24 protein-coding genes are annotated in these 26887 nt (G+C 68.4%); 10 read left to right on the top strand and 14 right to left on the bottom strand.

Going from position 1 to position 26887, the window contains the following annotated elements:
- Positions 1 to 57: 57 nt before the first annotated feature.
- Positions 58 to 678 (top strand): L-threonylcarbamoyladenylate synthase, encoded by a 621-nt coding sequence (locus AB0280_RS02315; protein ID WP_141160539.1) that lies wholly within the window; start codon positions 58 to 60, stop codon positions 676 to 678.
- A gap of 24 nt (positions 679 to 702) precedes the next feature.
- Here AB0280_RS02315 and ligD read toward each other — a convergent pair whose 3' ends face one another.
- Positions 703 to 1725 carry a non-homologous end-joining DNA ligase gene (gene ligD / locus AB0280_RS02310; protein ID WP_307490093.1) on the bottom strand — a complete coding sequence of 341 codons (1023 nt, stop codon included), beginning with the start codon at positions 1723 to 1725 and terminating at the stop codon, positions 703 to 705.
- A gap of 67 nt (positions 1726 to 1792) precedes the next feature.
- Here ligD and AB0280_RS02305 point away from each other — a divergent pair, with 67 nt between their 5' ends.
- Positions 1793 to 2470 (top strand): alpha/beta family hydrolase, encoded by a 678-nt coding sequence (locus AB0280_RS02305; RefSeq protein ID WP_275180053.1) that lies wholly within the window; start codon positions 1793 to 1795, stop codon positions 2468 to 2470.
- Between the two features lie 55 nt (positions 2471 to 2525).
- Here the strand turns inward: AB0280_RS02305 and hrpB are convergent, their stop codons facing one another.
- From hrpB to AB0280_RS02275, 6 genes are all read right to left on the bottom strand, one after another.
- On the bottom strand, positions 2526 to 5135 hold the full coding sequence (hrpB, locus tag AB0280_RS02300) for an ATP-dependent helicase HrpB (RefSeq protein WP_307490090.1): 2610 nt from the start codon (positions 5133 to 5135) through the stop codon (positions 2526 to 2528).
- Between the two features lie 42 nt (positions 5136 to 5177).
- Positions 5178 to 5759 carry a hypothetical protein gene (locus AB0280_RS02295; protein WP_366366113.1) on the bottom strand — a complete coding sequence of 194 codons (582 nt, stop codon included), beginning with the start codon at positions 5757 to 5759 and terminating at the stop codon, positions 5178 to 5180.
- Entirely contained in the window at positions 5749 to 6051 is a 303-nt protein-coding gene (locus tag AB0280_RS02290) for a hypothetical protein (RefSeq protein WP_275180050.1), read from the bottom strand. Before AB0280_RS02290 ends, AB0280_RS02295 begins: the two co-directional genes overlap by 11 nt.
- A gap of 112 nt (positions 6052 to 6163) precedes the next feature.
- Positions 6164 to 6679 carry a flavin reductase family protein gene (locus AB0280_RS02285; protein WP_224026015.1) on the bottom strand — a complete coding sequence of 172 codons (516 nt, stop codon included), beginning with the start codon at positions 6677 to 6679 and terminating at the stop codon, positions 6164 to 6166.
- Between the two features lie 136 nt (positions 6680 to 6815).
- Positions 6816 to 7763, bottom strand: a complete 948-nt coding sequence (locus AB0280_RS02280) for a 5'-3' exonuclease (protein ID WP_224026014.1) — start codon at positions 7761 to 7763, stop codon at positions 6816 to 6818.
- 169 nt (positions 7764 to 7932) lie between these two features.
- Positions 7933 to 8568: a dihydrofolate reductase family protein gene (locus AB0280_RS02275; RefSeq protein WP_307490080.1), complete on the bottom strand. Its 636-nt coding sequence runs from the start codon at positions 8566 to 8568 to the stop codon at positions 7933 to 7935.
- Between the two features lie 148 nt (positions 8569 to 8716).
- On the opposite strand from AB0280_RS02275, the gene AB0280_RS02270 reads away from it, so the two are divergent.
- Positions 8717 to 10858 (top strand): glycogen debranching N-terminal domain-containing protein, encoded by a 2142-nt coding sequence (locus tag AB0280_RS02270; RefSeq protein WP_307490078.1) that lies wholly within the window; start codon positions 8717 to 8719, stop codon positions 10856 to 10858.
- On the opposite strand, the gene AB0280_RS02265 is transcribed toward AB0280_RS02270, so the two are convergent.
- Together AB0280_RS02265 and AB0280_RS02260 are read right to left on the bottom strand one after the other, a co-directional pair.
- Complete coding sequence (locus AB0280_RS02265) at positions 10855 to 12858, bottom strand: vWA domain-containing protein (protein ID WP_307490076.1); 2004 nt, start codon at positions 12856 to 12858, stop codon at positions 10855 to 10857. The genes AB0280_RS02270 and AB0280_RS02265 overlap by 4 nt on opposite strands.
- 14 nt (positions 12859 to 12872) lie before the next feature.
- Positions 12873 to 14261, bottom strand: coding sequence for a sigma 54-interacting transcriptional regulator (locus tag AB0280_RS02260; protein ID WP_159632099.1), 1389 nt, complete (start codon positions 14259 to 14261; stop codon positions 12873 to 12875).
- Between the two features lie 114 nt (positions 14262 to 14375).
- On the opposite strand from AB0280_RS02260, the gene AB0280_RS02255 reads away from it, so the two are divergent.
- Both AB0280_RS02255 and AB0280_RS02250 read left to right on the top strand, forming a co-directional pair.
- Positions 14376 to 15005, top strand: coding sequence for an MSMEG_4193 family putative phosphomutase (locus AB0280_RS02255; RefSeq protein ID WP_307490073.1), 630 nt, complete (start codon positions 14376 to 14378; stop codon positions 15003 to 15005).
- Positions 15006 to 15081: 76 nt separating this feature from the next.
- Positions 15082 to 15765, top strand: a complete 684-nt coding sequence (locus AB0280_RS02250) for an SCO1664 family protein (RefSeq protein ID WP_425328573.1) — start codon at positions 15082 to 15084, stop codon at positions 15763 to 15765.
- A gap of 26 nt (positions 15766 to 15791) precedes the next feature.
- Here AB0280_RS02250 and AB0280_RS02245 read toward each other — a convergent pair whose 3' ends face one another.
- Positions 15792 to 16535: an SGNH/GDSL hydrolase family protein gene (locus tag AB0280_RS02245; RefSeq protein WP_366366111.1), complete on the bottom strand. Its 744-nt coding sequence runs from the start codon at positions 16533 to 16535 to the stop codon at positions 15792 to 15794.
- A gap of 248 nt (positions 16536 to 16783) precedes the next feature.
- Here AB0280_RS02245 and AB0280_RS02240 point away from each other — a divergent pair, with 248 nt between their 5' ends.
- Positions 16784 to 17554 (top strand): MBL fold metallo-hydrolase, encoded by a 771-nt coding sequence (locus AB0280_RS02240; RefSeq protein WP_366366110.1) that lies wholly within the window; start codon positions 16784 to 16786, stop codon positions 17552 to 17554.
- Here AB0280_RS02240 and AB0280_RS02235 read toward each other — a convergent pair.
- Entirely contained in the window at positions 17551 to 18375 is an 825-nt protein-coding gene (locus AB0280_RS02235; RefSeq protein ID WP_307490064.1) for a DUF1206 domain-containing protein, read from the bottom strand. The two genes, AB0280_RS02240 and AB0280_RS02235, sit on opposite strands and share 4 nt — an antisense overlap.
- A 180-nt stretch (positions 18376 to 18555) precedes the next feature.
- Here AB0280_RS02235 and AB0280_RS02230 point away from each other — a divergent pair, with 180 nt between their 5' ends.
- Together AB0280_RS02230 and AB0280_RS02225 are read left to right on the top strand one after the other, a co-directional pair.
- Entirely contained in the window at positions 18556 to 21135 is a 2580-nt protein-coding gene (locus AB0280_RS02230) for an excinuclease ABC subunit UvrA (protein WP_366366241.1), read from the top strand.
- 48 nt (positions 21136 to 21183) lie between these two features.
- Complete coding sequence (locus AB0280_RS02225; protein WP_307490062.1) at positions 21184 to 22071, top strand: SDR family NAD(P)-dependent oxidoreductase; 888 nt, start codon at positions 21184 to 21186, stop codon at positions 22069 to 22071.
- Here the strand turns inward: AB0280_RS02225 and AB0280_RS02220 are convergent.
- The 3 genes from AB0280_RS02220 to AB0280_RS02210 are packed head-to-tail and all read right to left on the bottom strand — an operon-like array spanning position 22016 to position 24795.
- Positions 22016 to 22789, bottom strand: a complete 774-nt coding sequence (locus tag AB0280_RS02220; RefSeq protein WP_307490060.1) for an enoyl-CoA hydratase/isomerase family protein — start codon at positions 22787 to 22789, stop codon at positions 22016 to 22018. The two genes, AB0280_RS02225 and AB0280_RS02220, sit on opposite strands and share 56 nt — an antisense overlap.
- Complete coding sequence (locus AB0280_RS02215) at positions 22789 to 23466, bottom strand: flavin reductase family protein (RefSeq protein WP_224026007.1); 678 nt, start codon at positions 23464 to 23466, stop codon at positions 22789 to 22791. Before AB0280_RS02215 ends, AB0280_RS02220 begins: the two co-directional genes overlap by 1 nt.
- A 6-nt stretch (positions 23467 to 23472) precedes the next feature.
- Positions 23473 to 24795, bottom strand: coding sequence for an MFS transporter (locus tag AB0280_RS02210; RefSeq protein ID WP_159632109.1), 1323 nt, complete (start codon positions 24793 to 24795; stop codon positions 23473 to 23475).
- A 370-nt stretch (positions 24796 to 25165) separates the two neighbouring features.
- Between AB0280_RS02210 and AB0280_RS02205 the strand changes: the two genes are divergently transcribed.
- Complete coding sequence (locus AB0280_RS02205; protein ID WP_263422191.1) at positions 25166 to 26599, top strand: flotillin family protein; 1434 nt, start codon at positions 25166 to 25168, stop codon at positions 26597 to 26599.
- A 16-nt stretch (positions 26600 to 26615) separates the two neighbouring features.
- Positions 26616 to 26861 carry a hypothetical protein gene (locus AB0280_RS02200; protein WP_275180040.1) on the top strand — a complete coding sequence of 82 codons (246 nt, stop codon included), beginning with the start codon at positions 26616 to 26618 and terminating at the stop codon, positions 26859 to 26861.
- The last annotated feature ends 26 nt before the right edge of the window (positions 26862 to 26887 follow it).

Below are 26887 nucleotides of genomic sequence, written 5' to 3'. Positions count from 1 at the left end.
CGCCAGGGGGCGCCGGAACATGGTGCGGTGCGGCCCCCGGGAACGTAGGCTCGGGGGATGGCCAGATTCTTTGACGTTCATCCCCACGACCCCCAGCCCCGCGCCATCGCGCAGGCAGTGAAGATTATCCGCGACGGCGGCCTGATCGCGTACCCCACGGACTCCTGCTACGCGCTGGGGGCACAGATGGGAAACCGGGAGGCACTGGACCGGATCAGGAGCATCCGGCACCTGGATGACAAGCACCACTTCACGCTGGTGTGCCGGGATTTCGCGCAGCTGGGACAGTTCGTGAACATCGGCAACGACGTCTTCCGGAGCATCAAGGCCGTCACCCCCGGCAGCTACACGTTCATCCTGCCCGCCACCAAGGAGGTTCCCAAGCGGCTGCTCCACCCCAAGAAGAAGACGGTGGGGGTGCGCATCCCGGACAACCGTGTGGTCCAGGCGCTGCTCGCCGAACTGGGCGAGCCGCTGCTGTCCAGCACCCTGCTGCTGCCGGACGAGGAGGAACCGCTGACCGTGGGCTGGGAGATCAAGGAACGCCTGGACCACCAGGTGGATGCCGTGATTGACGCCGGCGACTGCGGCGCCGAGCCCACCACCGTTGTCGACTTCTCCAGCGGTGTGGCCGAGGTTGTGCGCCGAGGCATGGGCGATCCGTCCCGCTTCGAGTGACCACCGGCCGGCCGCGGCGGTGGGTCAGTCCTGCTTGCGCGCCCTGCTGGGCTGCACCCGCGGCGGTTCGCCCGGCATCTTGGGGTAATCGGGCGGGAAGGGCAGTTCTCCCAGGCCGGCCTTGCAGTCACGGTCCCACCACTGCAGCAGGGTGTCGATGGTGCCGGGCGCGGCACTGAAGTCCGCCCACGGGTCACCCACCGTCTTCAGCCGCTCCGGCACGGTAAGGATGGTGAAGTTCTTCGGATCCGCGGTTTCCAGTTCATCCCAGCCCAGCGGGCAGGACACGGGGGCGTGCGGGAGGGCACGCGGGCTGTAGGCTCCGGCGATGGTGCGGTCGCGGTTGGCCTGGTTGAAGTCCAGGAACACCCGCTGGCCGCGTTCTTCCTTCCACCAGGCCGTGGTCACCTTGTCCGGGATGCGCCGTTCCACTTCCCGGGCGGCGGCAATGACGGCGTGGCGGACGTCCAGGAACTCGCGGGTGGGTTCGATCGGGGCGTAAACGTGCAGGCCCCGGTTCCCGGAGGTCTTGATGAAGCAGGTGAGCCCGGCCTCGGCAAGGACCTCCTTCAGCACCTGGGCGGCCGGGACGGCGTCGTCGAAGTCGGTGCCGGGCTGCGGGTCGAGGTCGATCCTCAGCTGGTCCGGGTTGTCAGTGTTTTCGGCGCGCGAAGGCCAGGGGTGGAACACCACCGTGTTCATCTGGACGGCCCACACAGCTGCGGCAGGCTCGTCGAAGACCAGCTGGGGGTGGGACCTCGCGCTGGGGTAGACCACTTTGACAGAGCGGATGAACTCCGGCGTGCCCTTGGGCGGATTCTTGGAGAAGAACTGTTCGCCGTCGATGGTGCCGGAGAACCGCTGCAGCGCCACGGGCCGGTCCCCGTTGGCGGCGATGAACGCCTCCCCCACATCGCAGATGTAGTTCACCAGGTCCAGCTTGGTGAGGCCCAGGTCCGGCCAGAGGACCCGGCTGGGGCTGGAAATCCGCATCTCGCGCTCGCCGTTGGGACCTGGGACAGTAATGGTGGTCTGTTCACTCGCCATGGGGACAACGTACACCCCGCTACCGGCAGGGATGGGTACATCCGCCACCCTCCGGCATGATGGACCCATGCCAGCATCCGATGAGCAGCTCACCGTCGCCGTGGGGGACGCCTCGTTTTCCGCCGTTTACGCCCGCCCTGCAGAGGCCACCGCCACCGTGGTGGTGGCACACGGCGCCGGCGCCGGCATGGAGCACCCTTTCCTTCACGGCTTCACCGATGCCCTGAACAGCCTGGGCCTGGCCACCCTGCGCTTCAATTTCCCCTACCGCGAGGCGGGGCGGAAGTTCCCTGACCGTCCTCCCATGGCCATCGCCGCCTGGCGGGCCGCCATGGCCGCCGCGCGGGCGCAGGCAGACGCCCACGGTGACCGCGGCCCCGTGTGGGCGGCGGGCAAGTCGTTCGGGGGGAGGATGGCGTCCATGGCTGCAGCCGAAGGCATGGACGTGGCGGGGCTGGTCTACTTGGGCTATCCCCTGCACGCTCCCGGGAAGCCGGAGAAGCTCCGGGATGGACACCTGTACGGGCTGGGCGCCCCGATGCTGTTCCTGCAGGGAACCCGGGACACGTTTGCCACACCGGGGATCCTTGAAGATGTGGTCTCCCGGATCGGGCCCAACGCCGTGCTCCAGTGGGCGGAGGGCGGGGACCACTCCTTCGCGGTGGCGGGAAAGAAGCGGCCGGCCGGGGAAGTGGGCGCATCCCTAGCAGCCCCTGTGGCCGCGTTCATCGCAGCGCACAGCTGAGGAGGCGGCCCTCCCCGCACATGTCGGTCCGGGTACAGGGGCGCCCGGGGCAAGGCTACCGGCGTTGCTTGGTGCGTGCGGTGGCGGGGGCCGACCAGGGGTCCTCGGGCCAGGGGTGTTTGGGGTAGCGGCCGCGCATTTCGCCCCGGACCTGGGTGTACGGGCCGGACCAGAAAGAGGTCAGGTCATCCGTTACGGCGAGGGGCCGCCGGGCCGGGGAGAGCAGGTGGAACAGGACCGGTACGCGCCCGTCCACAAGCCGCGGGGACTCGGCGAGTCCGAAACACTCCTGCAGTTTTACAGCGACGACGGGCGCCGCACCATCATCGCCCGGTTCCGGATAATCGATCCGGATGCGGGAGCCGCTGGGGACCTCAAGGCTTTCGGGGGCCAGCTCACTTAGCCGGGCCGCTTCCGGCCAGGGCAGGAGGCGGCGCAGGGGGTCCGCCAGGTCCAGGGAGGTCAACGGTTTCCCGGCCGCAAGGTCCTCCAGTTCGGGCCCCAGCCACTCTTCCAGCCGCTCCAGCAGCGCGGTGTCCGACACATCCGGCCAGGGCCCTCCCAGCTGGCGGTGCAGGAACGCGAGCCTGCGCCGGAAGGAAGCCGCCGCCGTCGACCAGGGCAGGGCCGCCAGCCCCTGGGACTGCAATGCGACCGCCACGGCCCTCCGTCCCTGTTCGGCGCTGGGGCGTACCGGCGTGGCCGAGAGCATGATGGCACCCAGCCGTCGTGTCCTGCGCGCGCTCAGCCGGCCTCCGCTGAAGTCCGCTTCCACCGTGTCTGCCAGCAGGTGCGACGCCGCCGTTTCGGCCATGGCGGCGGCCAGGGGTGCGGCGGCCCGGATCACGGCGCCGGTGCCCCCCGCGTCCCGGCCCGAGGCCCGGGACACTTCGGCCACGGCCAGCCACTCGTGGCCTGACAACGTGCTGCCCGCGGGCAGGCCTGCCCGGGTGCCGGATGTCAGCAGGTACTGTCCTGCCGCCTCGCTGCCCGGCACGCGGCGGGCTATGCGGTCGGGAAACGCGAGGGCGACGACGGCGCCCACGGCGTCGGAGCCTCCCGCGGCGCCGGGGGAATCCGGCAGGGCGACCTCGCCTTTCCGCTGCGCCATGGCAGCCAGCCGCTTGGACTCCTCCGCCCAGCGCTTCCCCGCCGGGCCTTTGTCCGCGCGGAGCTGCGCCAGCAGCCTGGGCAGGTCGCCGCCAGGTGCGCGGTGGTCTCCGGAGACCGCGGCCACCACTTCGGCGGCGAGCCGGCGGCCGGTGGAGGCGCCGCCGTCGAGCAGTGCCCGGGCCAGCCGGGGATCGGCGGGGATGGCAGCGAGGGCCCTGCCCGCGGCCGTCACCTGCCCGTCGTCCGATACCGCGCCCAGTTCGCGGAGTACCTCGACGGCGTCGTCCATGGCCAGGCGGGGCGGCGCGTCCGGGAGCGCGAGGCCCTTCCCGCCGGGCGCTCCCCAGCATGCCAGGGTGAGGGCGGCGCCGGTCAGGTCTGCCACGTTGATTTCCGGGGTGACGTGGGCCGGAGCCGCACCGTAGGCCTGCTGGGTGTAGCAGCGGACCACCTGCCCCGGACCCTGCCGTGCGGCGCGGCCGGCGCGTTGGTCTGCCGACGCCCGGGAGCAGGAGACCGTGACCAGCCCGCTCATGCCGCGGCCTGAGTCGCGCCGCGGTTCCCGGGTCAGGCCGGAGTCGACCACCAGCCGGACGCCGGGCACCGTCAGGGAGGACTCGGCAAGATCGGTGGAGGCTATGATCCGCGGGGGATCTCCGGGGTTCCGCCCGGACACGGCCCGGTCCTGCTCCGATGCCGCCACCTGGCCGTGAAGTTCCAGCACTTCTACGCTGCGGCCCAGCCGGCCGCGGAGCGCCGCGGCCACGTGCGAGACTTCCCTGGCGCCCGGAAGGAACACGAGGGCATCCACGGCGTTGTCCGCGGTGAGTGCACGGGCATGGGCGTCCGCCGCTGCCGCTGCAACGTGGTCCAGGAAGGCAGGCGCCACTCCCCTGGCGTCCAGCCGCGGCGCCGGTGCCGGGAGCCACTGCACTTCCAGTGGATAATTCACTGAAGCGCAGCCGACCACGGGTGCCGGGCCGCCGCCGTCGGAATCGGCCAGCAGCGCCGCGAAGCGGGTTGCGTCCAGCGTTGCGGACATGGCGACGACGGCGAGGTCACCGCGCAGGGCACGGACCTCCGCGACCATGCCGACAAGGAGGTCCGTTTCCAGGCCGCGCTCGTGCACTTCGTCCAGGACGACGGCGGCCGTCCCGTCAAGCGCGGGATCTGCCAGCAGCCGGCGCAACAGGATGCCCGGGGTGACAAACTCAACCCGGGTGGCCGGGCCCGCCTGGCGTTCCCCGCGGACCGTGTAGCCCACGCGGCCGCCAAGGCCACTGCCGTCCAGGGCGGAGAGGCGGCGGGCGGCGGCCCGGGCGGCAACCCTTCGGGGCTGGGTGACGATGACGCGGCCGGACCGGCCATACAGATTGGCGAGCAGCGGCGGAACGAGCGTGGTTTTGCCGGTGCCCGGCGGAGCCTGGACAACGGCGGCGCCGCTTTTCATTGCCTGCTGCAGTGCGGGCAGGGAGCCTTGGAAGGCCAGACCGGCACCGATGGCAGCAAGGTCGAAGGCACCGGCAGCGGGGTTGCCGTCAGGAGGGATCACCCGTCCATTCTGCCCTGACGGGGAAGTGCTCCTCCGCCTGGGTCAGGGTTTGCCTTGGCTCCGGCCCTTGCCTTTGGCTTCCTTTGCGGTGTCCGATCGTTGTGAACCGTGCGCGTCCGGGGCGGGGGCAGGGGCCGGGGCGACGGCCTCAACAACCGGGGCCACCGGGCTGGGCCCGGTCCCGGTGGTGTCTGCCAGGGCAGGTGCCGGGGCGCCGGCAGCCGGCTCCGCGGGCGGCGATGCCGTGGCGGCCGCAGCTGCCACCTGCGTGGCGATATCCGCCCGGACGGCCGACAGCGCGTCCTCGATGCCGCGGTAGCGGGCAGCCGAAACACGGCCTGCTGCCGCTGCTTCGCCAAGGTCCTTTTCGAGTGCCTGCAGGGCGGCCAGCGCCCCGTCCATCCTGTTCTCGGAGGCAGCTTGGCTGATGCTCAGCACGCGGATCTGGAAACCTCGCAGTACGTCGTCGTCCGTGCCGCCCGGGCGGACGGCTGCCGCGCCGGCGACGAGGCATGCGACCACGGCGCAGCACAGGATGATCAGGGCGCGGACCCGGCGGCGGGGTGCGGGAGTGGACGCCTCCGCCGGAGCGGGTCCCGCCGGTTTCTCCGGCTCAGGCCGCATGCCTGCCCCGCATCGGAAGGGTGGACGCGGAACGCACGGGCAGGACCGTCACAGTGGCGGTATCAACTGTGGGCGCCGGCACCGCAGCCACGCGCACCGGAGAGGCCGGCCGCGCCATGAGGACGCGGGCTGCGGTTCGGAGGGCGGTGGCGATCAACAGGCCAATGCCAATTCCGAGGAGGACGTGGCCGGCCAGGTAGTGCTGGGCCGCTCCGGGGCCACCTGCCGCCGCCACCGCAGCACCGCCCAAGGTCAGCGCCAGTGACAGGGCCGTACCGAATATTGCGCCCATGGCTCCTGCTCCCATCCCATTTAATCAGCAAGCTTACTAGTAATGCTCAGTAAGCTTACTACCACATGGGCCGGAAGCAAGAGTGGGGAGGGCTGCGGAGGCGGGGCGGCAGTCAGCCTGCCGCTTCGAGCAGGTGCCCGGCCGGCGCGAGTCCGGCGTACCGGCCCTTGAAGAACAGCAGGGGCTCGGCGTCGCCCCGCGCGTGGAGGTGCCGCACGGCAGCCACCACAATGGTGTGGTCACCGCCGTCGTACTCTGCATGGAGGTCGCAGTCGATCCAGGCGAGCGCGTTCTCCAGGACCGGATTCCCCAGCGGCGAGGGGGTGTGGGCGACTCCCGCGAACCTGTCCGTTCCCGGGCGGGCAAACTGTCCGGCGAGGTGCTGGTGTTCCGCGGGGAGGATGTTGACGGTGAAGGAACCGGCCCTCCGCAGCACCGGCCACGTGCTCGATGTGCGTGCCGGGCTGAAGGTCACGAGCGCCGGTTCCAGCGACAGGGAGGCAAAGGACTGGCAGGTGAAACCCACGGGCCCTCCGGGGGTGGAACCGGTGACCACGGTCAGGCCGCTGGCGAATGTTCCGAAGATATCCCGAAGCCGGCGGGGAGCGAGATCTGAAGTGACTGTCATGGAGTGGCCCTCTCGTCTGGATCGTTACCTCACCAAACCACCAGCCGGCCGGGCCGCTCAAGCCGCCCGAAACACGCAGACGCGTACCGCAACGAAAGGTCACGGCCGTACATCCGGCGTCATCGGTTCCGGGCCGTTATGCCGGCTGCGCCCGCTGGTCCAGCGCGGCGAGCAGCCGGCGGACGGAGCCGCCGAGGTTCCAGTCGATGGCCAGCCGCTCAAGTTCGGCGCGCCGGTCACCCGTCACCGGCTGCAGCAGGGCGCCCGCCTGCTCAAGGGTGGGCAGCTCGAGGTCGCGCACCAGGCGGACGACGGCGGGAGCTGCTTCGAGGTACGCGGCAGCGGCGGAGAGTTTGGCCCGGACGGGACCGGACACGCCGCCGTCGTCGTCTTCCGCAGCAGCCAGCAGCCGTTCCAGGGTGCCGTACTTGAGCAGCAGGGATGCCGCCGTCTTCTCGCCGATCCCGGCCACGCCGGGCAAGCCGTCGGAGGCGTCGCCGCGCAGCGTGGCGTAATCGGCGTACTGCTGCGGGAGGACCTTGTACTTGGCCACGACGGTTTCTTCGGTGATGACTTCGAGGTTCTTCATGCCGCGGGCTGTGTAGATCACCCGGACCTTCCGGTCGTCGTCGCAGACCTGGAACAGATCCCGGTCGCCCGTAACGACGTCCACGGGAAGGCCTGCCTGGCTGGCGTAGGTGCCCACGACGTCGTCGGCCTCATGTTCCGCTCTTCCCACAATGGCGATGCCGGCCAGCTCCAGCACGCGGCGGATCATAGGCAGCTGCGCTTCCAGGCCCTCAGGCACCACTTCGACGTCGGTGCCGCCGGGGACCGCCTGCGCCACCCGGTGGGCTTTGTAGGTGGGGATCAGGTCCACCCGCCACTGCGGCCGCCAGTCATCGTCCCAGCAGGCCACCAGGTGGGTGGCCGCGTAGTCGGTACTGAGCCGGGCAATCATGTCCAGCAGACCGCGGACGGCATTGACCGGAGTGCCGTCCGGGCGGCGGATGGTGTCCGGCAGGCCGTAGAAGGCGCGGAAGTACAAGGAGGCAGTGTCGAGCAGCATGAGGCGCTGGGGCATACCTCGATCCTCACACGGAAATGGCCACCCGGGCAGTAGCCGCGATCTCCGCCGTGGCGCCTGGAAGGACTGGGCAGGGATTCCCAGTCCCGGGAGGCCCCGGCCTGCCTGCTCGAACCGGACATGCTGCGTACGGTTCAGCCGGACGTCGGGGTGCCAAGGGCGCCGGTCACGGTTGCCCGGTGCCGGGCGGGCCGGTGAGTACCGTGGGAACGTACTCCAGCAGCTGGAGCCTGCCGTCGAACGTCCTGCTCTGCACCATGTCCAGCCGGACGTCGGGATATCCGTCGAAGATCCGCTCCCGCCCGGTGGCGCCGGTAATGACGGGGAAGACCACCAGCCGGAACCGGTCCACGAGGCCCGCCACCAGCAACGACCGTGCCAGGCTGATGCTGCCCAAGGTACTCAGGGGTCCCGTTCCCCTGCGCTTCAGCTCGCGGACCGCATCAACCGCGTCCCCGGTTGCCAGGGTCGAGTTCGGCCAGTCCAGGGGAGACTGCAGCGAGGAAGAGAACACGATTTTCGGTACTGCGGACAGCCCCGTGAGGCTGGCGCCCTCCTCCTCGGAAAAACCGGACCGGTTCGCCGCGGCCTGCGCAGACATGCCGTACATCAGCCGGTACGTATTCGCGCCCAGGAGGAAGGTGTAGTTGTTCGCCGATTCCTGGTCCAGCCAGGCAAGGTATTCGGGCCCCTCCAGTCCCCACCACCCGGGCCACCCCTCTGCGGAGGCGTAACCGTCCAGCGAAATGATCAGGTCCACCATCAGGGGTGCCTGGGACGGTTCGGCAGGTGTGGCGCCCATGGCCGGCTCCTTGGACTGATCGGCGTTGATTTGGCGGCAATGCTATGCCCGCCAGGGCGGAGGTACAAGGGTCCGGCCCTTTCATCAGCCCTGCCGCAGGCGTAGCGTCTATTGCGCCGGAACCGTCGTAGCCGTCTAAGGAGCGGACATGGCTGGATGGAATGCAGACACAGCGGCAGGGCCTGTGGGGGCAGGGACCGTGACCCTGGTCGAGGGCTCATGTTTTTGTATCTCCGCAGCCAATGGTGATATCCACCCGGACCTGCCCCACGGCGTCTTCCATGAGGACACCCGCATCCTGTCGGGGTGGAGCATGACGGTGAACGGCCAGCCCCTTGAGCCGTTGACGGCGGAGACGAAGGAACCCTACCGGGCACTGTTCATCGGCCGCGTTCCCCGTGCCGACGGGTATGCGGACAGCCCCTTGATCGTGGAGCGGCTGCGGGAAGTGGCGGCCGGAGTGGTTGAGGAGATTACGATCCGCAACTATTCCGGCAACCCCGTTGAATGCAGCATCTCCGTCGGCGTCGATTCGGACTTCGCCGATCTGTTCGAGGTGAAGGAGGCGAGGGTCCAGCGGCGGTGGGACGTCAGCCGCGGAGCCGACGGCGATTCCCTGATTATCAGCGCGGCCTGGCAGGACCTGCGGAAAGCTGTCCTGGTCAGGGGACGCGGCGCCGTCGCCTCCGCCGGCGCAATCACATACCGCGCCGTGGTTCCCGGATACGGCCAGTGGAGCACGCGGTTGAGCGTGGCACCGGCAGGGCAGCACAACGTTACGCGCCCCGCCGGGCACGGGGTGTCACCGAGTGACCGGAGGCACCAGGAATGGGTTGCCAAAATCCCCAGGCTGCAGATGGCGAACCGGTCCATTGAACGCACGCTGCGGCGCAGCTATGACGACCTCGGCGCGCTCCGGATCGAGGACCCTGAGCATCCGGAACGGATAGTGGTGGCGGCCGGCGCCCCATGGTTCATGACCCTGTTCGGGCGTGACTCGCTGTGGGCTTCGGAGATGGCCCTGCCCGTGGACCCGTCCCTGGCCTTGGGCACCCTGCAGACGCTGGCGGACCGGCAGGGCAAGGTGGTGGACCCGATGAGCGAGGAGGAACCCGGGAAGATCCTGCACGAAGTCCGGTTGGGCGTGTCCTCCGGGCTGGCGCTTGGCGGCAAATCCATCTACTACGGCAGCGTGGACGCCACCCCGCAGTTTGTGATGACCCTGGCATCGGTCAGCCGCTGGGGGTTCGGAAAGGACGCCATAGCCGCCCTCCTGCCCAACGCCGACCGGGCCCTGGACTGGGTCAGGACCTACGGCGACAAGGACGGCGACGGGTTCGTTGAGTACCAGCGCCTCAACGACCAGGGCCTTATCAACCAGGGGTGGAAGGACTCCTGGGACGGGATCAATTTCGCGGACGGAACCATTGCCGAGCCGCCCATCGCGCTTTGCGAGGTGCAGGCTCTGGTCTACTCAGCGCTGCTGTCGCGGGCATGGATGGCCTACGACGCCGGGGACGCAACGTTGGCTGCCCGGCTCACCGCCGAGGCGGCGCAGTTTAAGAAAAGGTTTAATGAGGAATTCTGGCTGCCGGAACGTGGCTACTTCGCCGTTGCCCTGGACGGCCGCAAGCGGCCGGTTGACGCCTGCGCCTCGAATATGGGGCAGTGCCTGTGGCACGGCATCGTTGACGATGACAAGGTGCCGCTGGTGGCTGAACGGCTGATGTCGCCGGAGATGTTCAGTGGCTGGGGTGTCCGGACCCTGGCCTCAAATATGGGGGCCTACAACCCGGCCAGCTACCACAACGGTTCAGTCTGGCCGCATGACAACGCCATTATTGCGGCCGGACTGATGCGGTACGGATTCGTCGAGGAGGCGCAGAGAATCGCCACCGCCCTGCTCGAAGCCGCGGATTTTTCCGGCGGCCGGCTGCCGGAGTTGTTCTGTGGCTTCAGCCGCGAGCAGGTAGCCGAGCCGGTGCCATACCCCACGGCCTGCTCCCCTCAGGCCTGGGCGGCCACCGCGCCGATCATGCTGATCACCTGCCTGATGCGGTACGACGCCCACGTCTCCCGTGGTGGCTTTTGGATGGATCCGGCGCTGCCCCAGTCCTACGGGAACCTACACATCACCAACGCTCCCCTGGCCGGAGGCCGGATCACCATCGACATCAAAGACGGCGAACCTGCGGTGCAGGGCTTGCCGGAGGGCCTGACGTTCCACCGCGAACACCGGCCCTGGCTGACCGAGCTCATCTCCCAGGCCGGACTGGACGCCAAAAGCTAAACATCCCAGTCGCCGTCGGCGTAGGCGCTGCGGACGTGGGCGCGCAGGTACTCCCCCACCACGGCAGCTCCAAGGCCGCCCACTTCGGGCGCCACAACCCGGCCGTCCACGCGCTGGGCCAACCGCTGGATGAACCGCTCCAGGCCGGGGTCGTTGCCCAGGCGGAAAAAGGTGGCCTGGACGCCGGCGCGGCCAAGGCGGTCCAGTTCGGCAACCGTGGCGCGGATGGTCTCCGCGTCCGGCGGCCAGTTGAACCAGGAGTCCCCGTCGGGCAGGAGGTGCGCCGTGGGTTCGCCGTCCGTGACCACCAGCAGGACGGGCTGCATGGACGGGTGCCGGCGGAAGAAGCGGCCGGCCAGCAGCAGGCCGTGATGCAGGTTGGTCCCCTGTTCGCGGAGGGCGGGCAACGCCGTGAGTTCTCCGATGTCCATGGCCTGCGCATAGCGGCCGAAGGTGATCAGCTCCAGCCGGTCACCGCGGAAGCGGGTGGACACCAGGTGGTGCAGTGCGAGCGCGGTCCGCTTCATGGGAACCCATCGCCCTTCTGCAGCCATGGAGAAGGACACGTCCACCAGCAGGGCCACGGCGGCCTGCGTGCGGGCCTCCGTTTCCGACACTTCGATGTCGCCAACGGCGAGGCGCAGTCCCCGGGCCGGGTCACCGCCGTCGGCCATGGTGCGCCGGATGGCGTTGGTCATGGTGCGGGTGACGTCCCACGGCTCGGCGTCCCCGAATTCCCACTGCCGGCTCGAGCCCGTCTGTTCTCCTGCGGCCCCGGCCATCCTGGTGTCCCTGCTTCCCTGCCGGCCGGACAACTGCCTGGCAGCATCACGGAGCAGGGACTTCCCAAGCCGCCGCATGGCCTGCGGAGACAGCCTGAGGTCGCCGTCGGCGTCACGCCGCAGGTAGCCGCCGTCCTGCATGGCGCGCTCGATCTCCGCGAGGGTACGCGCACTCACGGCCGCGTTTTCGCCAAGCTGGCGGGTGAGCGCGTCCAGGTCCAGGTCATCAAGGCGGGAGCCGTTGTAGGACTGGGAGAGCTGTTCGGACAGTTCGTCGAGTTCGGCGATGTCCTGCAGCACCCCGGTGCCGTCCCCCAGTCCCAGGCCTTCCTGCCCTTCGAACCGTTCCGAGCCTGTCCAGTCCTCCCCCGGGCGGAGTGCCTGGAGGGTGGCGTCGAGTTCGCTGAGCTGGGCCATCAGTTCGGGCGAGCCGAAGGCCTGGGCGGAGAGCCGCATCAGCTCGCCGCGCTGCTCCGGGGACATCGACTGCAGGAGCCGCTGGGCGGCGGCGGCGCGCTGGGCGAGGGCGTCCACCAGCTCCTCCACCGACTCCGGGTTCTCCGGAAAGAACTGGCCGTGTTTGGCCATGAAGTCCTGGAAGTCGGCCTCGGTGTCCTCCCCGCGCCGGTGCTTGCCCAGTAGTTCGTTCAGGTCCCGGAGCATGTCATTCACTGCCTGCCGGTCCTCGTCGGTGGCGCTCTCCAGCGCCTGCTTCATGCCGGCGAAGCGCTGCTCAAGGACTTCCCGGCCCAGCAGGTCCTTGATGTGTTCGTAGGCCTCACGTGCTGCGCTGGATTGCCAATCGTAGGACGCCAGCTCATTGACCGCCGCAGCCGTGGAGGGTGGGAGGTTCTGCAGCTGCATCTCCCGGAAGGCACGGTCGGTGTTGTCCATCATGGCGTCCCGCGCCAGTTGCTTGCGCTCCTCCAGCACCGCGGTGTCCAGGAGCTTCTTTACTTCGTCCAGGGTGCCGTCCAGCCGGTGCCGGCTGAGCAGGTCGCGGCGCCGCTGCTGGACGCGCCGGGCAAGGTCATCCAGGCCGTCCCGGTTCCGGCCGCCGCGCCGCAGGAATTCCTGCAGGGCGTGGCGGGGCGAGTAGCCGGCCATGACGTCTTCGGCGACGGCGTCAAGCGCCTCGGCCAGGTCGACCGGCGGGGCGAGCGGGTCCGGGCCGCCGGTATACCGGCCGTACTTGGCGGACCGCTTGTGGATGGCCATGGTGCCTCCTGAGCCTAACCGTAGATAGTTTCCTCGTCGTCGGATTCCTTGGAGATCCGGCGGCCCAGGTACAGCCCTTCAAGGGCCAGTTCGACGGCGGCGGCGAGCTGTCCGTCGTTCGCCGCACCCAGGCGCCGCCCGATTTCGTCGTAAAGGCCCGAGCCGTTCAGCGACGGGAGGTTGCCCAGGAACTCCTGCGCCGTGACCTGTTCACCCGTGGTGACGGTCCGGTGCCCATCCAGGGCGGCCACGAGTGGACCCATGTCCAGACCCTGGAAATGCGCGCGGACAGCTTCCGCAGTGGCGGTGCGAAGGAGGTGGTCAAGGACACCCTGCTCCCGCCCTTCCTCGCCGGATTCGAACTCGATCTTGCCCGTCAGCACCTCCACTGCGGGCTCCAGGTCGATGATGCGGGCCACCGCCTGTTCCTCCCCCCGCAGGCTGGCCCGCCGCAGTGCCGCCGCGGCCACCGTCTCCGCCCCGGCGATGGCGAACCGGGCCGAAACGCCGGACGTCTGGTTGATGGCGGGCGACTCCCGCAGCGCCCGGGTATACCGGGCCAGGATCTCCAGGATGAACGGCGGGACGTCCGCAACGAGCCGGCCCTCCTGCCGGATGACCGCTACTTCGTCTTCCAGTTCGATGGGGTAGTGGGTCCGGATCTCCGCTCCGAAGCGGTCCTTCAGCGGGGTGATGATGCGCCCGCGGTTGGTGTAGTCCTCCGGGTTTGCTGATGCCACCACCAGCACGTCGAGCGGGAGCCGCAGCACGTAGCCGCGGATCTGGATGTCCCGTTCCTCCATGACGTTGAGCATGGCCACCTGGATGCGTTCAGCCAGGTCCGGGAGCTCGTTGATGGCGATGATGCCGCGGTTGGAGCGTGGGATCAGCCCGTAGTGGATGGTTTCCGGGTCCCCCAGGCGGCGTCCCTCGGCCACCCGCATCGGATCCACGTCACCAATCAGGTCAGCGACCGACGTGTCCGGGGTGGCGAGCTTCTCCACGTAGCGCTCCGAACGGTGCCGCCAGGCCACCCGCAGCCGGTCCCCCTCCGTCAGTGCCCGGGCACGGGACTGTTCGGTGATCGGGTCAAAGGGATGCTCGTTCAGCTCCGAATCCTCGATCACCGGCGACCACTCGTCCAGCAGTCCGGCCAGGGTGCGGAGCAGGCGGGTCTTGCCTTGCCCGCGCTCACCCAGCAGGACAACGTCATGGCCGGCGAGCAGGGCCCGCTCGAGCTGCGGAATCACCGTCCGGCTGAAGCCGTACAGGCCCGGCCAGGGGTCACGTCCGGCAGCAAGGGCGGCGAGGAGGTTGTCGCGGATTTCGTGCCTCAGGTCCTTGTGGACGTATCCTGCCGCACGCAGTTCACCAACGGTGTAGATATCGGGGCGATCAGTCACTCCTCTACGGTAATCCCCGCCTTGCGGCTAATCGATAGATTCCTCCAGATTCCTGTGGGACCCCGGGCCTCGCAAGCTCGGCACGGGGCCCCCGCGCGGCTAGGCTTAGACCCAATGACACAGAGCACATTAATCCTCCTGGTGCGGCACGGCGAGACCCCCACCACCGGCACCGTCCTGCCGGGGCGGGCCCCGGGCCTGCATCTTTCCGAGCGCGGCCGCACGCAGGCTGAAGCTGTTGCCGAACGCCTTGCGGGCCTGCCTGTCGACGCGCTCTATTCGTCACCCCTGGAGCGGGCACGGGAGACAGCAGAGCCCACGGCCGCCCGCACCGGCCGGACGGTCACGGAAGAAGCCGGACTTTTGGAATGCGATTTCGGTGACTGGACCGGTGCCGCGCTCGCCGGGCTTGCGGGCCTGCCGGAGTGGCAGACTGTCCAGCACAACCCGTCGGCGTTCCGCTTCCCCAACGGCGAGGGCTTTTCCGGAATGCAGGCGCGGATGGTCGGGACGCTGGAGGATCTCCGGGCCGCCCACCACGGTGGCGTCGTGGTCTGTTTCTCCCATGCCGATCCCATTAAGGCGGCCGTGGCACACGCGCTGGGCACACACCTGGACCTTTTCCAGCGGATCATGATCAGCCCGGCGTCGGTCTCGGTGATCTCCTATGCGGACGGCCAGGCGCCGGCGGTGCTCACGGTGAATTCGATGTCGGAGCCCCTGAGCGGACTGAGGGCGCCATGATGCCATCCGGTCCGGCAGGGAACGACTGGCCGCGGGACGCGGCGGCACGGGGCATGCGGTGTCCGGGCGGGAGCTGATGCTCCTCACTGAGGGCCGCGTGGAACTGCTGGGCCGCATCATGAGCGGCAGCAATGCCACGTTCCTCGCGGAGCTTTCCTGCGGTGACGATTCCGCCTGGGCCGTGTACAAGCCGGAGGCGGGAGAGCGGCCGCTGGCGGATTTCGACGCCGGCCTGTACCGCCGGGAGCGCGCTGCGTACCTGCTGAGCGAAACGCTGGGCTGGGGAATGGTGCCGCCCACGGTGGTCCGCACGGATGCCCCGCTTGGAGTGGGGTCGCTGCAGTGGTTCATCGAGGGCGACCACGAGGAACACTACTTCACCCTGTACGCGGACTCCCCGGAAACCCACGACGAACTGGCCCGGATGGCCCTGTTCGACTACGTGGCCAACAACACTGACCGCAAAAGCGGGCATGTCCTGCGCGGAGCGGACGGCCGCATCTGGGGCATTGACCACGGCCTGTGCTTTTCCGCCGCCTTCAAGCTGCGCACGGTGATCTGGGACTTTGCCGGCGAGCCGATCCCGGACAACCTGCTGGCGGACATCAGTCCCCTGGCGGACACTGTTTCGGCTGACGTGGCAGCGCTGCTCCATCCCGGCGAGGTGGTTGCCCTGCAACGCAGGGTCCAGCGGATGCTGCAGGAGATGGTGCTGCCCGTTGACCACACCGGCCGGCGCTATCCCTGGCCGCTGATCTAGGCGCCCCAGGTCCGGGTGTTTTAGGTTCAGGCGGCGGGCCTGCGCGGGTCCTGGCGCCCTTCCAGCGCGGCCGCGGCCGCCGGCGCCGCCTGCTCAAGATACGCGCCGATGTGGTCCAGCAGGTAGTGCTGCCCAAGCACTGTGGGATGGTCGCCGTCCGGGCCAATCAGGTCATCAATGTCATCGCTGATCCACCCCTCGGCGATCGGATCCACGTACTCACCGCCCGCCCGCGCAGTGGCAGTCCTGAGTTGGTCGCTGATATCCAGGAGCCCGGGGTCGGGGTCCGTAGTGTACGACGGCGGCCCCACCACAATAATCCTGGCGTCCGGGGCAAGGGCTTCTGCCCTGTCCATGGCGGCGAGGGCCGCGTCGCCGACGTCGGCAGAGGCGTAGCCGAGGTCGTTTTCCGAGCCGAAGAAAACCACGATCCCGGTGTCAGGGGTGACGTAATCATCCACCTGCGTGCCGAAGGTTCCGTTGTAGTCGCCCAGGCTGAGGTAGCCGCTTCCATCCTCGGCTGCGTTGACCACCTCAAGGCCCGCCACCTCCGGGTCCGTCCGCATCAACGCCGGCCACGCCTGCTGCGGCGACGTGCCGTGACCGGTGCTCAGCGAGTCCCCCACCACCACAACGCGGACGGGGGGCGCCGCCGTGGCCGGGGGCTGGGTCCGGGCCGCACTTCCCGACGTCACGGCCAGGAGGAGGGCAGCCACACCGGCAGTCACCAGCCGGCCGGGATGCCCGTGCAGCAGCGCACTGTCCTGCATGGCACCTCCTCCTGCCTGGAATTTCCGGGTGGCCGGGGAATTGCCCGCCGGCCGTCTTTTCTTCTTGTCCGTGTCCCATCGTAGGCAATTGTGGGAATACTTTAGGGCCAAGGTGACCAGGATCAACAGGATGCACAGCGACTGCACAGGAACCTTTAGGGCATTAGGTACCCTGGTGGCCGCCGTCCGGGGTCAGGCCGGGCGGCGCCGACCAGGCTGCACTGCAGCCGGCGGGCTACGCTGTATCCGTGCAGCGGCAGGCAACCGGGTGGAATCCCGCAACCAAAGTTTCCGAGCAGGCGCCCGGCGTCTACTTCGCCGAAGGGCCGGCCTCCAACTGGATCGTGGTGCGGGACCCTTCCGGGTTCATCCTCATCGACAGCGGCTACCCCGGTGACCGCAGCAACGTCCTTGCCTCGATCCGCCATCTGGGCCTGGAACCGGCCAACGCCTTTGCCCTGCTGGTCACGCATGGACATGTGGACCACACGGGCACTGCCGCCTTCTTCTCCGAAACATTCGGAACCCCGGTCCTGTGCGCCCCCGCGGAGCTGGCCCACGTCCAGGGTAAGGAGAAGCACCAGGTCACCTTCGGCCAGGTCATCCGCCGGGCCTGGAAGCCGCGCATCTTCCGCTGGATGGTGCACGTCATCAGGGCGGGTGCCCTGGGTGCCAAGCCAGTGCCGGCGGCCGAAGCGTGGGACGCTGACAGGCTCCGGGCCCTGCCTGGCCGGCCCGTTGCCGTACCAGTGCCCGGCCATACGCCCGGCAATGCCGCCATCCACCTGCCCGGGGCGGGTGCCATCGCCGTGGGCGACTGCTTCGTCAGCGGCCACCCCATCAGCCGGACTTCCGGACCCCAGATGCTGCACCCGATGTACCACGCAGATCCGGCCGCAGCCCAGGCCGCCCTGCAAAACCTGGCCGGGTTGGAATCCCCGGTTGTCCTTCCCGGCCACGGACCTGCCCTGCGCGCCCCGCTGGCGGAAGCGCTGGCGATTCTCGGGTACCGCGTCTAGAACTTCCCGTACCGCGCCCTCGCCATCGAGTACACGCCGTAGCAGATGAGGCCCGCGGCGATGGCGGCGAGGAGGAACCCGCCGTACGGCTGTGCGCCCAGGGTCTTCAATCCTCCGTCGAGGCCGGAGGATTTGGACGGATCGGCAGTTACTGCCGCCACGATGACCAGGACACCCACGACGGCGAGCACCACACCCTTGGCTGCATAACCGATGATGCCAAGCCATTCCACGGCGGTCCGCGCGTTGCCCGGGTCCTGCAGGTCCTCCATGAACTTCCTGGAAACGCCCCGGTAGGCGTAAAGGATGCCGCCTGCAATGATCGCCAGCCCCAGCACCACCAGAAGCACCACCCCGGCGGGCGCTCCCATCAGCTTTGCGGTGAAATCGCTGGCCGACTGGCTGGAGTTCTTGCTGCCCCCTGCGGCAAAGACGCCGAAGGTAAAGGCAAGGAAAGCGAAAATCACAGCTTTCCCCGCAGCACCGGCGGCTTTCTTCAGTTTCTTCTTGGAGTCGGTCTCCGTGCGCGCCCCAAAAGCAGCCTCGCTGAGCATCCAAAGGGCAAGCGCCGCACAGGCAACAGCGCCGGCCCAGAGCAGGATCCCGCCCCCCGGCTTGGATGCCAGGCTTCCCAGTGCCCCGGACTGGTCAGCTTCTCCACCCTGGCCCCTGGTCAACTGCAAGGCAATGGCACCGATCAGGATATGAAGCAGGCCGATGAAGACATATCCGGTACGGGCCAGAACGCGTACCGCCGGGCTGCGGCCCGCCGAGGCCGCCCCGGATACTGCCCTGTTAGCTCCCTGCGACGCGTTGCCCATGGCCGGCCCTTCCAGATATGTAGTTGATCTCCTGCTCCGCGGCCGGCTTTCCTTGCCTGCGCCGCAGAATGCTTCAGTGTAAATCCGTCCGCGCCGTCCCGACAGGTCCCCGAAAGTTCCGGCCACGCACCGTTGGCTACTACAGTCGAAGCGGTGCATGCCAAACAGAACGCTGATGAACTGACCGAGCTGAACATCCCCGGCCCCACCGCGGATCACGCCGAAAACGGCTTCGTCCGCGTGCGCGGCGCCCGCGAAAACAACCTGCGGAACGTCAGCGTCGATGTGCCGCGGGATGCGATCGTGGCGTTCACCGGGGTTTCCGGTTCCGGCAAGTCGTCCCTGGCCTTCGGCACCATCTACGCGGAGGCGCAGCGCCGGTTCTTCGAATCGGTGGCGCCCTACGCCCGCCGCCTCATCCAGCAGGGCCACAACCCCAAAGTGGACCTGATCACCGGGCTGCCGCCCGCCGTCGCACTCCAACAGCGCCGGGGAACGGCGACGTCCCGGTCCACCGTGGGGACCGTCACCACGCTGTCCAATTCGCTGCGCATGCTGTTCTCCCGTGCAGGCAGCTACCCGGAGGGCGCAGCGCCGCTGGACTCGGACGCCTTCTCCCCCAACACCGCAGCAGGCGCCTGCCCGCAGTGCCACGGCCTGGGCACCGCCCACACCGTCAGCGAGGCATCCCTGGTTCCGGACACGTCCCTGAGCATCCGCGACGGCGCCATTGCGGCCTGGCCCGGCGCGTGGCAGGGCAAGAACCTCCGCGACATCCTCACCCACCTGGGCTACGACGTGGACATCCCCTGGCGGCAACTGCCCAAAAAAGACCGCGACTGGATCCTCTTCACCGAGGAACAGCCCGTGGTGGAAGTAACGCCGCAGCGCGACCGGGTGGCCAAACCGTACAAGGGCCGCTTCTGGAGCGCCAGGAGCTACGTCATGCACACCCTGCTCGACTCCAAAAGCCCCGCCATGCGGGAAAAGGTGCTGCGCTTCATGGAAACCGGGCCCTGCCCGCAATGCAGTGGAACCGGGCTCAGGCCCGAGGCCCTCGCAGTGACCTTCGCAGGGCAGACCATCGCCGGGCTCAGCGCCGTGCCCATGACCGAACTCGCGGACATCATCCGCCCCACCACCAGGCTGGCCACCGCGGGAACCGCATCCCGCAAGCAGTCCTCAGAGTCCAATGAGGTGGCTGTGGCCATCACCCGCGACCTGCTCCAGCGCATCAACGTGCTGCTGGAACTGGGCCTGGGGTACCTGGCGCTGGGGCGGGCCACCCCCACGCTCTCGCCGGGGGAAATGCAGCGCCTCAGGATCGCCACCCAGCTCAGGTCGGGGCTGTTCGGCGTGATCTACGTGCTGGATGAGCCGTCGGCGGGTCTGCACCCGGCGGACGCCGAACCCCTCCTGGCGGTCCTGGACCAGCTCAAGTCGTCGGGAAACTCCGTGTTCGTGGTGGAACACAACATGGACATGGTGCGCCGGGCTGACTGGCTTGTGGATGTTGGGCCCAGGGCCGGGGAGGACGGCGGAGAGGTACTGTACAGCGGGCCCGTGCAGGGCCTCGATGAGGTGCAGGAGTCGGTAACGCGTCCGTTCCTTTTCCCGGGCGGAACAGGTGCGAAAGAACCAGGGGCGGCCGCCGACGGCGCGGACAGGGATGCCCTGCGGGAACCCTCCGGCTGGCTGGAACTGCGGGGCGTCAGCCGCCACAACCTGCGGGACCTGGACGCCGCCTTTCCGCTCGGCGTCCTGACAGCGGTCACGGGCGTCTCGGGCTCCGGGAAATCCACGCTCGTCAGCCGGGTCCTCGCCGACGTTGCCGGCGCAGCACTTCGCGGCACCGGTGAAGCCGGTACCGCGGCACCCGCCGGGGAGCCGGAGGACGACGTCGAGGAACAGGGCGGACCGTTGACCGTGGGGCACGTCTCCGGGCTGGAACGGATCGACCGCCTGGTGAAGGTGGACCAGAAACCGATCGGGCGCACGCCGCGGTCCAACCTGGCCACCTACACGGGGCTGTTCGATGCCGTCCGCAAGGAATTCGCCGCCACCGATGCCGCCAGGAGCCGGGGGTTCGGCCCGGGACGCTTTTCCTTCAATGTGGCCGGTGGACGGTGCGAGACCTGCCAGGGCGAAGGCTTCGTGGCCGTGGAGCTGCTGTTCCTTCCCGGCAGTTACGGCCCGTGCCCGGAATGCGGCGGCACCCGATACAACCCCGAGACCCTCGAGGTCACCTACCAGGGCAGGAACATCGCGGAAGTACTGGGCATGACGGTCAACGCCGCGGCCGGTTTCCTGGCCGGGGTTCCCGCGGCCGCACGGTCCCTGCAGACCCTGCAGGAAGTGGGCCTGGGCTACCTCCGGCTGGGCCAGCCCGCCACCGAACTTTCCGGCGGCGAGGCGCAGCGGATCAAGCTGGCCACCGAACTGCAGCGGGCCCGGCGCGGGCACACCCTGTACCTCCTGGACGAGCCCACCACGGGGCTGCACCCTGCCGACGTCCAGCTCCTGATGGCGCAGTTGAACCGCCTGGTGGATGCCGGGAACACGGTCATCGTGGTGGAACACGCCATGGACGTGGTGGCCGACGCCGACTGGGTCATGGACCTGGGGCCCGCGGGTGGCGACGCCGGCGGCACGATCGTCGCCGCCGGTGACCCGGCCGCCGTCGCCCGTTCCCGCAGCAGCCGCACGGCCCCTTACCTCGCGGCGGCGCTGCAGGCGGCGTCCGCCGGCAAGGGCCGCTAGGGGCGGGCACACTCTTGCCCCCGTGCGCCCAGGGCGTAGGACAGAGGAATGCGTACCCGACGGGCGGTGCCCGCCCGCGACGTCCTTCGCGGCCGCGTGGCGGTGGTGACTGGCTCGTCGCGCGGGCTGGGGTTTGAAATGGCCCGGGTCCTGGGCCTGCACGGCGCGGCGGTGGTGCTGGCAGCCAGGTCGGACGACGGCGTTGCTGCCGCCGTCCAGCGCCTGCGCGCTGAAGGGATCGCGGCGTCCGGCAGGCGCTGCGACACCGCCGAGCCGGGAGACGTTGCGGCGCTCCGGGACGAGGCCCTGGCCCGGGGGACGTTGGATATCTGGGTCAACAACGCCGGCACCTCGGGGGTTTTCGGACCCACGGCGTCGACGCCCATCGATGACTTCACGCGGGTGGTGCGCACCAACATCCTGGGTACGTTCCACGGCTCCAGGGTTGCTTTGCCTGTGTTCCTGGGCCAGGGCCATGGCGACCTGGTCAACCTGTACGGCCAGGGCGACCGGGGTCCGGTGGCGCTGCAGAACGCCTACGCGTCAAGCAAGCGGTGGGTCCGCCAGTTCACGGAGACCCTGCGGCTGGAAACCAAAGGCACCGGTGTCCGGGTGCACGGCATGAACCCCGGACTGGTGGAGACCGACCTCCTGGGGCGTGTGACGGCGCAGGCAGGGTACGGGCAGCGCCTCACCGGCCTGCAGGTGGTGGTCGGCCTGTGGGGGCAGGCCCCGCGTGAGGCGGCGCGGCCCATCCTGGACCTCGTGACCTCAGATGCCGCGGAATTCCGGTTCCTGACCCGGCGGCGGATGGTCACGCACAGCCTGCGCAACGTGCTGGGCGGCCGCCTGCGGCGGGCAAACAGGATGCCGTTGGACATCACGGTGGTGGAGCCGGCGGACCCGCCCCGGTCCGGCGGTGGAGAAAGCCCGTGACCCGGTCCGGGAACTCGACGGGATCCACCGCAGGGCCCTTTGGCGCGCGGCGGCCGGCCTCCGTCAGGAGGCGCAGGCCCTCATCCACCGCCGCTTTCGATGCCCTCAAGGAAGCCGCTGAGGCTCCCTTCCACGGGTCGAGGACCGCAGCGAGCGCAGCGTCTGCGTTGTCGTCCGGGGCCAGGGTGGTGACCAGCCCCATGTCCCACGCCTGGCGCGCCGTCAGCATGCGGCCCGTGTAGAGAAGGTCCTTGGCCCGGGACGGACCTACCCGTAGTGCCAAACGGGCGGCGAAGGTGGGCGGAACCAGCAAGCCCAGGCGTGCCACAGGCATCCCCATCCGTGCTGTGGGGGTCAGGAGCTGCAGGTCGCAGGCAAGGGCAAGCTGGCAGCCCCCGCCGGCCGCAACCCCTTCGACCACCGCCAGGGTTGGGACGGGCAAGTCCTCGAGCGCCTGCAGGGCGGCTTCCAACACGTCAAAGGTCCGGCCAACGTCCGTGCCCGACGTCCCGTCCCATTCGCAAATGTCGGAGCCGGCGCAAAACACTCCACCGCGGCCGCGCACCACGACAGCGCGCAGGGTCGGGTCGGAGGCCAGGCCGTGCACTGCGCACCGCAAATCCTCCCAGTCCCGCTCCCCCAGGGCATTGAGCCTCCCACCGCTGCCGAAGGAGATCGTGGCAATGGACTCCGCCCCGTCAACACTGACCGTGGCCATCAGGAGCCTGCCTCCCCCGGGGTTTGTATGCCTCCCGTGCCAGGCTCAGTCATGTGCCCCTCCCGCGGGGTGAAAGAACCAGGCCACTGCGACGCGCGGATCCGCGGCAAGTGACGGATGGGGCCAAGCATGCCCCATTCGTCCCCGCCCAGCCGTGACAGCGGATCAAGCCCGGCCACGTCCGGATGGTCACCGCTGAGCACCTGGGATGAGACGGACGCGTGCACCACCAGGCCGAACACCAGGACGCAGTCACCCATGCGCAGGGTCTGGTGAAGCGAGCATTCCAGAACGGCCGGAGACTCCTTGACCCTGGGCGGCCGGACCGCCGCGCTGGGCTCACGGGCCAAGCCGGCGGCGTCGAATTCGCTCACATCTGCGCTGAAGTTGGTCCCGGTGGCGTTGACCTCCTGGATCAACGCTGCCGGGGCGAGGTTCACCACGAACTCCCCGGTTGCCTCGATGTTCCGCAGCGAATCCTTCTCGCCCACCGAGGTGAACTGAATGATCGGGGGGTCCACTGAGGCAACCGTGAAGAACGAATGGGGCGCCAGGTTGTCCACCCCTGCCGGGGAGGTGCTCGAAACCCAGGCGATGGGCCGCGGAACCACTACTGACGTAAGGAATTTGTAGAAGTCCCGCGGACCCAGTTGTTTCGGATCGAAGTCTGTTCGCATCCGGTCCTACGGGCTTCCTGGCGTGGCGGCGGCCGCGGCATCCTTGGCCAGGGCTCCCTTGGCCCTGGGAAGGAAGATGAGGGCGGCCATGGCGATCACGCAGCAGAGGATGATGTACAGCGAGATCGACGTCGAGTTCCCATAGGTCGCCAGCAGGGCGGCGGCAATGAGGGGCGCGGGACCACCGGCGACGACGCTGGCGAGCTGGTACCCCAGGCCGGCGCCCGTGTAGCGGATGTCGGTGTCAAAACTTTCGGCGATCAAGGCAGCCTGCGGGCCGTACTGGATGTCATGCAGGATCAGGCTGACCACGACGGCAACACCAACCCACAGGGCGTCCCTGGTGTTGAGCAACCCAAAATAGGGGAAAGCGAACAGCGCTGTCAGCACGATGCCGGTTCCGTACACGCGGCGCCGGCCGAAACGGTCTGACAGGCGCCCGAAGAGGGGAACACTGATCAGCCCGAGTGCGGCTGCGATCAGTGTGTCATCAAGGATGGAATTGCTGTCCAGCTTCAGCTGCTTGGTGGCGTAGGTGATCACGAACGTAATGAACAGGTAGAACGGGGCCTGCTCCGACGTGCGCACCAGGGCGGAGAGGAGGATTTCCCTGGGCTGCCGCCGGATCACCTCGATGATCGGGGCACGCACCACCTTGTTCGACTTCCGGACTGCGTCGAACTCCGGGCTCTCGATGACGCGGAGCCGGACGAACAGGCCCACGCCGATCAGGATGATGCTGAGGATGAACGGGATCCGCCAGCCGTAGGCAGCGAATCCGTCAGTGCCGGTGGCGGCGGTGGTGATCCTGACGACGCCGGTGGACAGGACCAGGCCCAGCGGCACCCCGATCTGCGGCCAGGAAGCGGACAGGCCGCGGCGGTTCTGGTCGCCCCATTCCATGCTCAACAGGACAGAACCGCCCCACTCACCGCCCACGCCGATGCCCTGGATGATGCGGAGGACTACCAGCAGGACCGGCGCGGCCACTCCGATGCTTTGGTAGGTCGGAAGGCAGCCGATCAGCACCGTTCCGAACGCCATCAGGAACAGCGTGGCCATGAGTGTTGTCTTGCGGCCGATCCGGTCACCGAAATGGCCGAATATGGCGGCGCCGATTGGCCTGGCCACAAAGCCGACGAACTGGGTGCCGAAGGCGGCCAGCACACCGGCAAAGGCCACCTGGCCCGGGAAGAACAGCTGGGGAAACACCAGTGCGGCGGCAGTCCCGTAGAGGAAGAAGTCGTACCACTCGATGGTGGTACCCACCACGCTTGCCACGGTGGCGCGCCTGACGGCCTGCTCCCGGGTCACTCCTTGAATACTCATCATCACTCCATTGGTCAGATGTAGTAGAACGCCCGGCTTGAATGCACAACAAGGAAAGGAATAGTGAAACCAGGCGCTGGACCCGCATTGCGGTTCGTCTTCCCATCGTGCGAGCAGTAGTTGCCCATGTCAACGGCTTCCCGGCCGCCGGCGGCGGATGCCAGGTGCCGCCGTCGTACGCCTTATTCCGTTGCCGCAGGCAAATATCGTCACGGCTCTGGACTCTTGGGCGGGGCCCAATCAGACTGTCTACAACAGCCGGCCAGGTGCACCGGAATTGACGGCACTTTCATTGGTCGGGTAATTGGACGGCTGCATTTATTGGGGTTTTTACCGTGATGCCGTTTTGCGGCGTCGAAAGGACCTGGCCATGCCGGACTTTGCACCGTTCTTTCCACTTATCGCCATTATTCTCGGAGTGCTGTTTGCCGTTGGTTTCATTTGGGTGGCCACGAAGCTGATGTGGAAGGTGGCTGAGCCAAACGAGGCCCTGATCATTTCCGGGCTGACCCGGGGAACCCTGGAAACCAGGGAAGGAATGGATTTCAAAATCGTCACGGGCAAGGGCGCCCTGGTCCTTCCCGGCCTCCAGACCGTGCGGCCCCTGTCGCTGACCCTGAATGAAACTGAACTCAAGGTTTCCTGCGTTACCTCACAGGGCATCCAGGTCATCGTGGAGGGCGTCGTCATTTACAAGATTGGGGACGCACCGCCCTTTATCGCCAATGCCGCCCGCCGCTTCCTGGGCCAGCAACCAAAGATGGAAAGCCAGGTGTACAACGTCTTCGAAGGCCACCTGCGTTCCATCATCGGCAGCATGACCGTCGAGGAGATCATCCGCGAGCGGGACAAACTCGCCTCGCAGGTCCGCAGCGCCAGCGGCGTGGAAATGGAGAAACTGGGCCTTGTGGTGGACTCGCTGCAGATCAAGGACCTGCAGGACCCCACCGGCTATATCCAGAACATCGCCAAGCCGCATATCGCGCAGGTGAAGATGGAAGCCCGGATCGCCGAGGCCACCCGTAACCGGGAGGCGGCGGAAAAGGAGGCGGAGGCGGCGGCCCTGATCGCGGATGCGCAAAGCGTCTCAGCCATCCGGCAGTCGGTGGCCCAGGCCAACGCCGAGCGTGCCCGGGCGAATGCTGCCCAGGCCGGCCCGCTGGCCGAAGCCACGGCCCGGCAGCAGGTGGTGGTGCAGGAAACGGAAGTTGCCAAGCTTGAGGCGGACCGGGAAGAGCAGAAGCTGCAGACCAGCATCCGGAAACCTGCGGACGCGAAAGCCTACGCCAAACGCACCGACGCAGAGGGCCAGAAGGCGGCGGACATCAGCGCAGCCGAGGCCCTGGCACGCCGCACCGAGCTTGAGGCCCAGGCCAACGCCCGCCGCACCGAACTCCAGGCGCAGGCCAACGCCACCGCGGCGGCCGCCGCGGCTGGAGCCACCAAGGTCACCGGCGAGGCCGAAGCCGCAGCGACCAGGGCGAAAGGCGACGCCGCAGCGTCAGCGATCAAGGCCAAGGCGCTCGCGGAGGCCGACGGCATCAAGGCCCGCGCGGAAGCGCTGGGTACCAACCAGGACGCGGTCATCTCCCAGCAGCTTGCCGAGAACATGCCGGCCATCATTGCCGCAGCGGCCGAGCCGTTCTCGCATGTTGGCCAAATGACCGTCCTGAACGGCGGCGAGGGCGTCAACAAGATGCTGGGCGGAATCCTGGCGCAGGCTGGCGACTACCTCCCGGCCCTCGCATCGGCGCTCCGGAAGGGTGAAGACACCAAGCGCCAGGCCAAGGCGCCCGGCGCGTAGGGATTCCGGGCACGCCATGGTACGCAGGGACATCGACCGGAGCCTGACCGGGAAAATCGGCCGGGTAACCGGGCGCATCGGCCCGGGCACCATCGGCGAAGTCATGCTGCCCTACCTTGGCGGCACCATGGCCTTCCACGCCCACCCGTTCGACAAGAAAAGCGATTATCCGGTGGGCGCTGAAGTGTTGGTGATCTATTTCGACCCGCCGCAAACGGTGTACGTGGAGGAGCTGCCGGACGTGTTGAAGCACGCCAGGTGAAGCCCGGCGGCTTCCTCTCCCGGATG

It is taken from the genome of Pseudarthrobacter sp. 902506025, assembly GCF_040702325.1.
Taxonomy (GTDB): Bacteria; Actinomycetota; Actinomycetes; order Actinomycetales; family Micrococcaceae; genus Arthrobacter.
The sequence above is the reverse complement of the archived record's forward strand: the minus strand, read 5'-3'. Positions and strand labels throughout refer to the sequence as shown.

Excerpts from the sequence above, each read along its gene's own strand:
- AB0280_RS02315 (WP_141160539.1), top strand. The coding sequence starts at position 58 with ATGGCCAGATTCTTTGACGTTCATCCCCACGACCCCCAGCCCCGCGCC.
- ligD (WP_307490093.1), bottom strand. The coding sequence starts at position 1,725 with ATGGCGAGTGAACAGACCACCATTACTGTCCCAGGTCCCAACGGCGAG.
- AB0280_RS02305 (WP_275180053.1), top strand. The coding sequence starts at position 1,793 with ATGCCAGCATCCGATGAGCAGCTCACCGTCGCCGTGGGGGACGCCTCG.
- AB0280_RS02295 (WP_366366113.1), bottom strand. The coding sequence starts at position 5,759 with ATGCGGCCTGAGCCGGAGAAACCGGCGGGACCCGCTCCGGCGGAGGCG.
- AB0280_RS02290 (WP_275180050.1), bottom strand. The coding sequence starts at position 6,051 with ATGGGCGCAATATTCGGTACGGCCCTGTCACTGGCGCTGACCTTGGGC.
- AB0280_RS02285 (WP_224026015.1), bottom strand. The coding sequence starts at position 6,679 with ATGACAGTCACTTCAGATCTCGCTCCCCGCCGGCTTCGGGATATCTTC.
- AB0280_RS02280 (WP_224026014.1), bottom strand. The coding sequence starts at position 7,763 with ATGCCCCAGCGCCTCATGCTGCTCGACACTGCCTCCTTGTACTTCCGC.
- AB0280_RS02275 (WP_307490080.1), bottom strand. The coding sequence starts at position 8,568 with ATGGGCGCCACACCTGCCGAACCGTCCCAGGCACCCCTGATGGTGGAC.
- AB0280_RS02270 (WP_307490078.1), top strand. The coding sequence starts at position 8,717 with ATGGCTGGATGGAATGCAGACACAGCGGCAGGGCCTGTGGGGGCAGGG.
- AB0280_RS02265 (WP_307490076.1), bottom strand. The coding sequence starts at position 12,858 with ATGGCCATCCACAAGCGGTCCGCCAAGTACGGCCGGTATACCGGCGGC.
- AB0280_RS02255 (WP_307490073.1), top strand. The coding sequence starts at position 14,376 with ATGACACAGAGCACATTAATCCTCCTGGTGCGGCACGGCGAGACCCCC.
- AB0280_RS02250 (WP_425328573.1), top strand. The coding sequence starts at position 15,082 with ATGCTCCTCACTGAGGGCCGCGTGGAACTGCTGGGCCGCATCATGAGC.
- AB0280_RS02245 (WP_366366111.1), bottom strand. The coding sequence starts at position 16,535 with ATGCAGGACAGTGCGCTGCTGCACGGGCATCCCGGCCGGCTGGTGACT.
- AB0280_RS02235 (WP_307490064.1), bottom strand. The coding sequence starts at position 18,375 with ATGGGCAACGCGTCGCAGGGAGCTAACAGGGCAGTATCCGGGGCGGCC.
- AB0280_RS02225 (WP_307490062.1), top strand. The coding sequence starts at position 21,184 with ATGCGTACCCGACGGGCGGTGCCCGCCCGCGACGTCCTTCGCGGCCGC.
- AB0280_RS02220 (WP_307490060.1), bottom strand. The coding sequence starts at position 22,789 with ATGGCCACGGTCAGTGTTGACGGGGCGGAGTCCATTGCCACGATCTCC.
- AB0280_RS02215 (WP_224026007.1), bottom strand. The coding sequence starts at position 23,466 with ATGCGAACAGACTTCGATCCGAAACAACTGGGTCCGCGGGACTTCTAC.
- AB0280_RS02210 (WP_159632109.1), bottom strand. The coding sequence starts at position 24,795 with ATGAGTATTCAAGGAGTGACCCGGGAGCAGGCCGTCAGGCGCGCCACC.
- AB0280_RS02205 (WP_263422191.1), top strand. The coding sequence starts at position 25,166 with ATGCCGGACTTTGCACCGTTCTTTCCACTTATCGCCATTATTCTCGGA.
- AB0280_RS02200 (WP_275180040.1), top strand. The coding sequence starts at position 26,616 with ATGGTACGCAGGGACATCGACCGGAGCCTGACCGGGAAAATCGGCCGG.